The sequence below is a fragment of the Peribacillus sp. P4_C12 genome (assembly GCF_056402095.1).
In genome coordinates this window covers 1-9,713 of sequence record NZ_JBFUIB010000113.1, presented here as the reverse complement: position 1 = coordinate 9,713, position 9,713 = coordinate 1, and the positions used below count along the sequence as shown (strand labels likewise).

Here is a 9,713-nt window from a genome sequence, read left to right as displayed (position 1 = left end):
CGTTCAAACTTCTCCTTATTCCCTTTTAGAAGGAAATAATCAGGACATATCCAATTGGCTTGATTCAGTCGATTCTGTGCTGCCGATTATCCTTTCGCTACTGCTTCTCATATTATACCTGTTTACTGCTTGTGGAACATTCATTAAAGTGACAATTCTAGCCGCTTTTGGTCTTCTTTTCAAAAGCACTCTTGGTCGTTCGCTTGCTTATAGGCATCTATGGAGAATTGGTGCATACAGTATTACACTTTCCACTATTTTCTTTACCATCATGGACATCTTTAAGGCAAATGTTCCATTTGCTTCGCTCCTTAGCTGGTTTGTGACATTAATTATGATGTACTTATCAATTAAAGAAACATCAGCTGTTAAGGAATAATGAATTATATGCTAATGAATTGCAAAAAACCCGCGCCGATAAGGCCCGGGTTTTTACTTTGGGAATATCACTGTTATACAATCACTCAGTTGTTATTTATTAGGTTTATTAACCTTTAATCGTAATAATGGAGGCAAAAAAGATTGATCTGACACCAAAGGAAATCCGCTACTTTCTTAACACCAATTCATATAAAAGGGCTTTTACACAACAAAATAAAAAAGTCGGACAAGTAAGTCCTAATTTTCATTTGAAAAATCTGCCCAATTTTAGGCATAATCTTTAAACCTTCCAAGTATATATGTATTAAAGACAAGCTTGGGAGGATGGAAAAATGAAACGGCTACTGCTTTTTATCTCATTCTGTTTCATTATATTTATTATTTATTTTGATTTARCCACAGGTACACTGCCGGATTCCCATCCATCAACCACTTCAGTCGAGCCATCTGTTCCGGCAAGTAAGCCTGCATCTGTCCCTTCAGTGGCTTACAATGAAATCACCATCAAACCTGGTGATACATTACTCTCCATCGTTGAAAAGGAAATCGGCGCATCAAACCAGCCGATCGAGACAATTATATCTGACTTTCAAGGACTGAACGAAGGGTTGAAGCCAGAACAAATGCAAATTGGCAAAACATATAAAATTCCTATTTATAAATAGCTATCAAAGGGTCCACGGTTTCAAAAACGGAATACTTTCTTGATACAAAAAAAGATAATGCATCCTATTCCTTGTAAAGCGGTATGTACATTGATACAATATTTTAGAGAAATAAATTAAAAATCAAAACTGATTTTTTCCTAAAGGAGAGAATTCCACTTGAGTGAAATCATACATCGCACTAAGACGCGGCCAATTAAAGTCGGAAACTTAACAATTGGCGGCAATAATGAAGTTATTGTACAAAGCATGACTACAACAAAAACACATGATGTTGAAGCAACAGTTGCAGAAATTCTTCGTCTTGAAGAAGCTGGTTGCCAAATCGTACGTGTCGCCTGCCCAGATGAAAGAGCGGCTGATGCCATTCCTGAAATAAAAAAACGGATAAACATCCCACTTGTAGTTGATATTCATTTTGATTATAAGCTGGCTCTTAAAGCAATAGAAGGCGGAGCAGATAAAATCAGGATTAATCCTGGTAACATCGGACGACGTGAAAAAGTTGAAGCAGTTGTTAAAGCTGCGAAAGCAAAAGGAATTCCGATTCGTATTGGAGTCAATGCTGGTTCTCTCGAGAAGAAGATCCTCGATAAATATGGATACCCAACTGCCGATGGCATGGTTGAAAGTGCCTTACACCATATCAAGATCCTGGAAGATCACGATTTCCATGACATCATCGTTTCCATGAAGGCTTCTGATGTAAATTTAGCCATCGAAGCATATGAAAAAGCTTCAAAAGCATTCGATTATCCTCTACACCTTGGGATTACGGAATCAGGTACACTGTTCTCCGGAACTGTAAAAAGTGCTGCCGGACTAGGTGCCATCCTAAGCCAAGGTATCGGAAGCACGATGCGTGTTTCCTTAAGTGCTGATCCTGTCGAAGAGGTGAAAGTGGCAAGGGAGCTTCTAAAAGTATTTGGACTTGCTTCTAACATGGCTACTTTAATTTCTTGTCCTACATGCGGACGTATCGAAATTGATTTAATCTCAATCGCTAATGAGGTTGAAGAGTACATCCAGACGATTAAAGCACCAATTAAGGTATCTGTTCTAGGTTGTGCGGTAAACGGCCCTGGTGAAGCTCGTGAGGCGGATATCGGCATTGCTGGAGCACGTGGTGAAGGTTTACTGTTTAGAAAAGGACAAATCGTACGTAAAGTGCCTGAAGAAACGATGGTCGAGGAACTGAAAAAGGAAATTGACAAAATCGCTGAAGAGTACTATGAAAAACAAAGAGCAGAAGCTGCTGCTGCAGCCTTAACTAAATAAAAAAAGTCCCGAATTTTATTTTCGGGACTTTTTTCTTTTAATACACTAAATTTAAATAAATATAACTCATCATTGGTCGATAAGCCATTAGAAAAGTGTTAAGCATAAAATTTGTACTGATTACAAACAAAAAAAGCGCCTTCAATGTCATGAAAACGACATCGAAGGCAAGCTTATGCTCCTTTAAAAGAACGGCAGAATAAATATGCCGACAATGATGGAGACTGCACCAATAACTATGGCCCATGTACCCATTTTCGATCCTCGAACGCGAGCAAAAATACCGACAATTATCCCTAAAGCCCCTAAGATGAAGGGCATCATAAATAACGATATTATGGAGATGATTAAGGATATAACTCCAACAACGTTTCCACTTGAAGTCCTATCTTCAGAATCAACCGACTCGTCATTATATCCTCTGCTTCGCTGAGGCGGTGTTGATATTTCGGCAGAAGTTTCTTCACGATAGCGGTTATCCGTCTTTACATTAGACTCCCTATTTTCATATCGCCTGTCATCTGCAGCTGTATCTTCATTATAATAACGCTCATGATGCTGATCATCTACAACAGCTGGTACACTTTCCTCTTTAGATCGCATCTCATCGTCAATACTGGAGTATTGATCTTTTTCCATTCGTGCATCCCTCACTTTCATTTGTAGGAGCATTTATAGTGTATGTACAATCTATAGAAACTTCCGTAAAAAAGGTTTCATGTCTTGGAAATAAATATGGTTTTTTTCCATTACTAAGTTGGTATATGGTACACTATTACAAGTATTGAAAATGAGGAGAGATTCATCATGAAAAAACGTTTTGGCATTGATATAGATGGGACTGTTACAAGACCTGATACCATGGTCCCCTATTTAAATAAAGCTTTTCAACTGAATTTAGCTTATGAAGATATAACTGAGTATGACTTATTCCCTTTTGTAAATGTACCAAAAGAAGACTTCACCAAATGGTTCATAGAAACCGAGCCACTCATTTATTCCGAGTCTATATTGGCTGAGGGAGCAAAAGATGTATTGGAAAAGTGGACAGACCAAGCTGACTTATATTTTATCAGTGCCAGAAGCAACCGCCTGCTGGATGTAACAGAAAAATGGTTTTCAACGAATAAGGTCATTTATAACCACCTAGAGTTGGTTGGTTCACACGATAAAGTTGCTACAGCCAAAAAATTCGCCGTCGATCTCTTTTTGGAGGACAAGCATGATAATGCGGTGGCCATTTCTGAAGAATGCAAAATACCCGTAATTTTATTTAATACCCCTTATAACCAAGATCCTGTGCCCGATAGAGTGATACGAGTCAACAATTGGCAAGAAGCCTCTCACTGGGTGAATAATTGGATGGCAGAAAAGCCCCTTACTATAAAATAAAAAGAAAAACCATTGACTGAAGTCAATGGTTTTTTACGCTTCTACAGAAACACTACATGTAGGACAGCGTCCGTAAATTTCAAATTTATGTCCCGAAACGTCATAGTCCTTCAAACTTTCCTGAAGTTCCTGCATCGGGCATAATTCGATTTCCTTCGTTTTACCGCAATTCAAACAGATGAAGTGGTGATGGTGTGAAGAATGTCCGCATGTAAAGCGAAAATGCTTTTCTCCTTCCAACTCGGTCGTCTCAAAGATTCCGAGTTCGACAAACAAGGAAAGATTACGGTAAATCGTATCGAAGCTTAAGCCTGGATATTCCTGTTTCATATTCTCCAACACATCTTTAGCGGTTAAATATTTATCACTGGAAGAGAAAAGCTGAAGCATTTCTTCTCTCTTTCCTGTATGTTTAAAGCCTTTATCTTTTAGTAATTGCATGGCAGTTGTTACGTTCAAAACATCACCCCATCTATCGATTTTTCCACTTATCAAACAAAATTGACAAGATGAGAATTAGCACTGCGATAATAACAATTGTCCCACCTGGAGCGAGATTAAGGTTGTATGATAAAAATAATCCGCCGACAACGGAAATTTCACCGAATAGTACGGAATAAACAATCATCTGCTTAAAACCCTTCGCAAAGCGGAGGCTAGCTGCAACTGGTAGCGTCATGAGCGATGAGACTAGCAATATTCCAATAATTTTCATCGAAGCAGCAATGACCAATGCTACCATGACAATAAATATAAAGTGAATCGCTTTATAAGGTATTCCAGAAGCTTTAGCATGCTCTTCATCAAATGATAACAGAAATAGTTCTTTATACAATAGGGTAAGCATCAAGGAAACTACTATTCCCACTGCCAAAATGACATACAAATCTGAACGGCTGACTGCACTGACACTTCCGAATAAATAACCATATAAATCCGTATTGAAACCATCCGCAATTGAAATAAAAATTACACTCAGACCCATGCCACCGGACATAATGATTGGGATTGCAAGTTCTTRGTAATGCTTGTACACCCCTCTTAATTTYTCAATAAATAAAGAACCCCCTACCGAAAAAGCCATCCCTATATATAGCGGATTCAATCCAGCAAGTGATAGAAAGCTCTTCTGTAGCAATAAACTAAATGCTATACCAGCAAGCGCTACATGACTAAGTGCATCGGAAATCATCGACATCCTTCTTACCACGACAAAAACGCCTACTAATGGCGCAAGCGCTCCGATGATGATTCCAGTCAAAAAAGCGTTCTGCAAAAATTCAAATTGCAATATCCCCGATATCATTGGGCTATCCTCCAAAATATTTTAATGATTATGATTTAACAATTGGACGCCGTGCCCATAAATTGATGACAGTTCTCCCTCATCCAAATCATTATATTCACATGCATCCCCATGAAAATGAAGCTTTTTATTCAAGCAGGCGACATGTGTGACTTTATCGGTCACCGTACCAACATCATGAGTGACTAAAATTAGGGTAATTCCTAATTTTTCATTTAACATTTCCAGCATTTCATAAAATTGGTGGACGTTCTTTGAATCCACTCCGACCGTAGGTTCATCCAGGATCATCAATTCCGGCTCACTGACAAGTGATCGGGCAATGAATACCCTCTGCTGCTGGCCCCCGGATAATTCACCGATATTGCGGCTCTGATAATCGAGCATGTCCACAGATTCCAAAGCTTTCTTTACCTTTTGCTTATCCTCTTTACTTGCAAATTTAAATAAACCGATTTTTTTGGTCAAACCGCTTTGAACCACTTCAAATACAGTTGCAGGGAATCCTGAGTTAAAGGAGTTCGCCTTTTGTGACACAAACCCGACCTTTTGCCAATCTTTAAAGCGTCGTATATCTTCCCCAAATATTTCAATTTTTCCTTTTTGGAGCTTAAACAAACCAAGTAGCAACTTCAAAAGTGTGGACTTACCGGATCCATTTGGTCCGACAATTGCTAAAAAAGCCCCTTTAGGGATTTCAAGCGAAACATGTTCCAACACTAGATCTTTTGTATATTTGTAAGATATATCTTCTAATTTAACAATGGGGTTTACTACATTATCCAAAGAGATCACCTTTTTTTTAAGAATCATTACGATTAACAATGGTTAGTATAAATCAAAGAAGTTCAGATGTAAAGAATCCTGCCCTCTAATCAAGAGCTTTTTCGCCCTGAAATACCAAAATTCATTATTTACATCAATTTCTCGAGAATCAAACAAAGTTTCATGTTCACATACGTCTACCTTCTTCATATGTTTTAAAAAAGGAGGAGATCGTATGAAATTATTTGAAATGATGGTTAATCATAAAATTAACAATATACGACCCGATGAACTACTTTCCCTTGCGAGGCAGCACCAGGTTTCACTAACTCAAAAACAAGCACAAGATATCAGCGCACTTCTAAAAGGTAAAAACATTAACATTTTTGATATCCGTCAAAGACAGAACGTTCTTGGTCAAATTACTAATGTTGCCGGAGCCAGCACAGCCAGGGAAATTGAAACCCTCTTCAACAATCTTACTTCCAATTTTTAAATAACTCTGCCGGCTGTCTGACTTAGTTACCTAGGCATTCGTCCACATTATAAGTAAAATGAAAGGACGATTCATCGTTATTTCGATGAATCGCCCTTTCAACATTATTATTTTTGTAACATGATCTTTTCCAATACATCTTCTTCGAATTGATTGTTCTTAAACATATCAATTTCAAATTTGTATGGTGCCTTTTTGTCTTTCTTGTCTTCTCCTACATAAGGTGTTTCCAGTATTTTCGAAACATCGCTTAATTGCGGATGATGGACAATATAATTCAACGCATTAAAACCAATATGGCCAAAACCAATATTTTCATGGCGGTCTTTACGCATACCGCGTTCATTTTTGCTGTCGTTGATATGAAGGACCTTAATGCGGTCAATACCGACTAGTTTATCAAATTCATTTAGTACACCATCGAAATCCTCGATGATATTATATCCAGCATCATGAGTATGGCATGTATCGAAGCATACCGATAACTTATCATTATGGGTTACACCGTCGATGATCATCGCTAACTCCTCGAAAGAACGGCCACATTCAGTTCCTTTACCAGCCATCGTTTCAAGGGCAATTTGAACTTTATCATCGGCAGTGAGCACTTCGTTTAAGCCTTCGATGATTCTCTTGATTCCGAGTTCACTGCCTGCACCAACATGTGCACCTGGATGAAGAACAATCTGTCTTGCACCTAACGCTTCTGTCCGGTCGATTTCACTACGTAAAAAGTTGACTCCCAGCTCATATGTGGCTGGATTCGTCGTATTTCCGATGTTGATGATATAGGGGGCATGGACCACGATATCACTTATTCCATTTTCCTCCATATGCAATCTACCGGCTTCGATATTTAAATCCTCGATTTTTTTACGTCTTGTATTTTGAGGGGCTCCCGTATAGATCATGAATGTGTTGGAGCCATATAAAACCGCTTCTTGACTCGCAGCAAGAAGCATATTTTTCCCGCTCATAGAAACATGCGATCCAATCTTCAGCATCTAATTACTCCCTTATTATTTCTTTCTCTGTATACGACGTTCACGTTTTTTAAAGTTTTCCACATCACGTTGAATTTTCTTCTTGTAACCAGGCTTAACTTTAGTTGGCTTCTTAACATGCCTACTTGCTTTAACATCAATATCAGATTTTTGTTTCTTACGGTTTTTCCGTTTATTGCGCTCTTCTATATTAACCCAATCGCCGTTTTGGATATCGGCATCATGAAATTCGATTCCCATCTTTTCAAGACGGTTCAATGAATCTTCATCAGATGTAGCATAGATTGTTGCGGCGATACCTGAATATCCTGCACGAGCTGTTCTTCCTGTTCTATGGATATAAAAGTCCAAATCTGATGGCAATTCATAGTTAATGATATGGCTGACACCTTCAATATCGATTCCACGCGAAGCCAAATCTGTCGCAACAATGAATTGATATTCCAATTCTTTAATTTGCTTCATCATTTTTTTACGCTCACGAGGTGTTAAATCTCCGTGAATACGACCGACATTCAACCCTTTTTCAATCAAGGAATTAGCCACATGATCCGCCATTTTTTTGGTATTTGTGAAAATAATCGCCAAATACGGATTATAACGAACAATGATATCGTGCAGTAACTGCTCTCTGTTACGATGGCGGAGCGGAATTAAGACATGTTCAATTTTTGCAGCAGTCGCCTGTTTAGGGTTCACTTGAACATATTTCGGATTCTCCATATATTTATTCAAGAATGGCTTTAATTTTTCTGGTATAGTTGCCGAGAAAACAAGCATTTGAATTTTTTCAGCCATACGTGATGCAAATAAATCGACATCTTCAAGGAATCCCATGTCAAGCATAAGGTCCGCTTCATCGACTACAAGCATTTTTGCTGTATACACTTGTAAGGCCTGAGCTTCAACCAAATCCTTAATCCTACCAGGAGTCCCAATAACCAGTTGTGGCTGTGTCTTCAATTTATCAATCATTCGCTGTTTATCAGTACCACCGATAAAGCAACGGACTTGAATCTGCTCATCCTCAGGGAAATGGTCTGCAATTTTCAAAGCTTCTTTGTAGATTTGGTTCGCTAACTCACGGGTTGGTGCGGAAATAATCGCTTGAACTTCATTTTTACCAGCATCAAGCTTGTTCATAATTGGCAGCAAATAGGAATGTGTCTTACCCGTACCTGTCTGCGACTGTCCTATTAAGCTACTTCCCTTTAAAAGCGACGGAAGCACACGTTCTTGAATTTCCGTCGGCTTATCGAACCCTAAAGTACGAACCGCATCTAGAATGTAGCTTTTCAAATTAAATCGTTCAAATTGGTTTTGTTTCATCAAAAAACTCCTTTATCCTTGTCAGTCAATAGACATGTCCTATTATTATAATAAATTTTATACAAAAAGCGCAAGCGCCTTGGGTAGCTCGTGAAGAAAATAAGGATTGACCCATAAGGCGATTTTTGCCTTTTGAGGTCCATCATCTTTTTCACAACGAGCTAGGCGCTGAAGCTAAAAAAATATAAAAAGCGCAAGCGCTTTGGTTAGTTCTCTTAAAATGGACTCTTGCAAACGAAAAGCCCCTGTCCTGGCCATAGCGTATCCCCCGCAGACATGGAGCTAAAAGACTACCGTTACCATCTTACCTTCTTTCCGGTTACTTCACAACAGCCCAGTCATTCTTTCCTCAAACCTTTTTTGTTGAACTGCATAATTTATATAGAAGAAAACACCAGCATATAAACTTAGAGGAGGTGAAACCTATGTTCCCAGGTAGAAATCGGCCACCCGGACCCGGATTTCAACCACCTAATGCAAGGCGAATGCCGCAGCCACCAGGCCCGTTTAGAGGACCCCAGCAGCAAAATCCAAACGCTTTTCAACAGATGCGTCGGCCTGTTGCACCAAATAGACCTCAAACACCTCAAGGTTTCCGAGGTCCATTCAATCAGCCACAGAGGCAGGAACAGCCACCTGCGAAGAAAGAAGGATTGCTATCAAGAATTCTGGGTAAGTCCAAACAGAATGCAGCTTCCCCCAACTTATTTGCGCCAGCTGCTTCTTCCACCAACCAAAATTCTTCAAGAAGTAGTGGAGGTGGGATTTTAGAGACATTAAAAAACCCTGATTCCCTGAACAATATGCTCAACAACACGCAAAAAGTGCTGCAGGCAGCCGAACAATTCACCCCAATGGTAGAGCAATATGGCCCAGTTATTAAAAACTTGCCGTCCATGTGGAAGGTTTTCCGAAGCATATCATCCAGTGATGATACAGTGAAATCAGAAGGTGAAAGTGAAGTTGAAACAAAAGCAAAGGATGTGTCACCAAATACCAATGAGTTAAAGGAGGATACAACTAAACAAGAAACCGTTACCCCTGAAAAACCAATCTCTAAAGTTCGTCCTGAAACCACAAGGGTAAGGTCTTCTGGC

12 protein-coding genes are annotated in these 9,713 nt (G+C 39.1%); 6 read left to right on the top strand and 6 right to left on the bottom strand.

Annotated features, from left to right (window positions below):
• From AC1DUW_RS14930 to ispG, 3 genes are all read left to right on the top strand, one after another.
• Positions 1-379 (top strand): DUF1189 family protein (locus AC1DUW_RS14930; protein WP_477642853.1); only part of this gene is annotated, 379 nt, incomplete at its 5' end.
• Between the two features lie 334 nt (positions 380-713).
• Positions 714-1,046 carry a LysM peptidoglycan-binding domain-containing protein gene (locus AC1DUW_RS14925; RefSeq protein WP_477642852.1) on the top strand — a complete coding sequence of 111 codons (333 nt, stop codon included), beginning with the start codon at positions 714-716 and terminating at the stop codon, positions 1,044-1,046.
• 168 nt (positions 1,047-1,214) lie between these two features.
• Entirely contained in the window at positions 1,215-2,324 is a 1,110-nt protein-coding gene (gene ispG / locus AC1DUW_RS14920; protein WP_180320478.1) for a flavodoxin-dependent (E)-4-hydroxy-3-methylbut-2-enyl-diphosphate synthase, read from the top strand.
• A 183-nt stretch (positions 2,325-2,507) separates the two neighbouring features.
• On the opposite strand, the gene AC1DUW_RS14915 is transcribed toward ispG, so the two are convergent.
• The gene (locus tag AC1DUW_RS14915; protein ID WP_477642851.1) at positions 2,508-2,996 is read right to left on the bottom strand and encodes a DUF4190 domain-containing protein; all 489 of its coding nucleotides are present in this window, start codon (positions 2,994-2,996) and stop codon (positions 2,508-2,510) included.
• 135 nt (positions 2,997-3,131) lie between these two features.
• Between AC1DUW_RS14915 and AC1DUW_RS14910 the strand changes: the two genes are divergently transcribed.
• Positions 3,132-3,716, top strand: coding sequence for a 5' nucleotidase, NT5C type (locus tag AC1DUW_RS14910; RefSeq protein ID WP_053346976.1), 585 nt, complete (start codon positions 3,132-3,134; stop codon positions 3,714-3,716).
• A gap of 33 nt (positions 3,717-3,749) precedes the next feature.
• Here the strand turns inward: AC1DUW_RS14910 and AC1DUW_RS14905 are convergent, their stop codons facing one another.
• From AC1DUW_RS14905 to AC1DUW_RS14895, 3 genes are read right to left on the bottom strand one after another with little or no spacing between them, the layout of a single operon-like run.
• The gene (locus tag AC1DUW_RS14905; RefSeq protein ID WP_053346977.1) at positions 3,750-4,175 is read right to left on the bottom strand and encodes a Fur family transcriptional regulator; all 426 of its coding nucleotides are present in this window, start codon (positions 4,173-4,175) and stop codon (positions 3,750-3,752) included.
• A gap of 13 nt (positions 4,176-4,188) precedes the next feature.
• Complete coding sequence (locus AC1DUW_RS14900; protein WP_477642850.1) at positions 4,189-5,022, bottom strand: metal ABC transporter permease; 834 nt, start codon at positions 5,020-5,022, stop codon at positions 4,189-4,191.
• A gap of 21 nt (positions 5,023-5,043) precedes the next feature.
• Positions 5,044-5,808 carry a metal ABC transporter ATP-binding protein gene (locus AC1DUW_RS14895; RefSeq protein WP_116820721.1) on the bottom strand — a complete coding sequence of 255 codons (765 nt, stop codon included), beginning with the start codon at positions 5,806-5,808 and terminating at the stop codon, positions 5,044-5,046.
• A 214-nt stretch (positions 5,809-6,022) separates the two neighbouring features.
• On the opposite strand from AC1DUW_RS14895, the gene AC1DUW_RS14890 reads away from it, so the two are divergent.
• Positions 6,023-6,283 carry a DUF2624 family protein gene (locus AC1DUW_RS14890; RefSeq protein ID WP_053346980.1) on the top strand — a complete coding sequence of 87 codons (261 nt, stop codon included), beginning with the start codon at positions 6,023-6,025 and terminating at the stop codon, positions 6,281-6,283.
• A 107-nt stretch (positions 6,284-6,390) separates the two neighbouring features.
• On the opposite strand, the gene AC1DUW_RS14885 is transcribed toward AC1DUW_RS14890, so the two are convergent.
• Positions 6,391-7,287, bottom strand: coding sequence for a deoxyribonuclease IV (locus AC1DUW_RS14885; RefSeq protein WP_053346981.1), 897 nt, complete (start codon positions 7,285-7,287; stop codon positions 6,391-6,393).
• Positions 7,288-7,302: 15 nt separating this feature from the next.
• On the bottom strand, positions 7,303-8,616 hold the full coding sequence (locus AC1DUW_RS14880) for a DEAD/DEAH box helicase (protein WP_053346982.1): 1,314 nt from the start codon (positions 8,614-8,616) through the stop codon (positions 7,303-7,305).
• A gap of 425 nt (positions 8,617-9,041) precedes the next feature.
• Here AC1DUW_RS14880 and vrrA point away from each other — a divergent pair.
• Positions 9,042-9,713: VrrA/YqfQ family protein (gene vrrA, locus AC1DUW_RS14875; RefSeq protein ID WP_477642849.1), on the top strand; the 672-nt coding region annotated here is incomplete at its 3' end.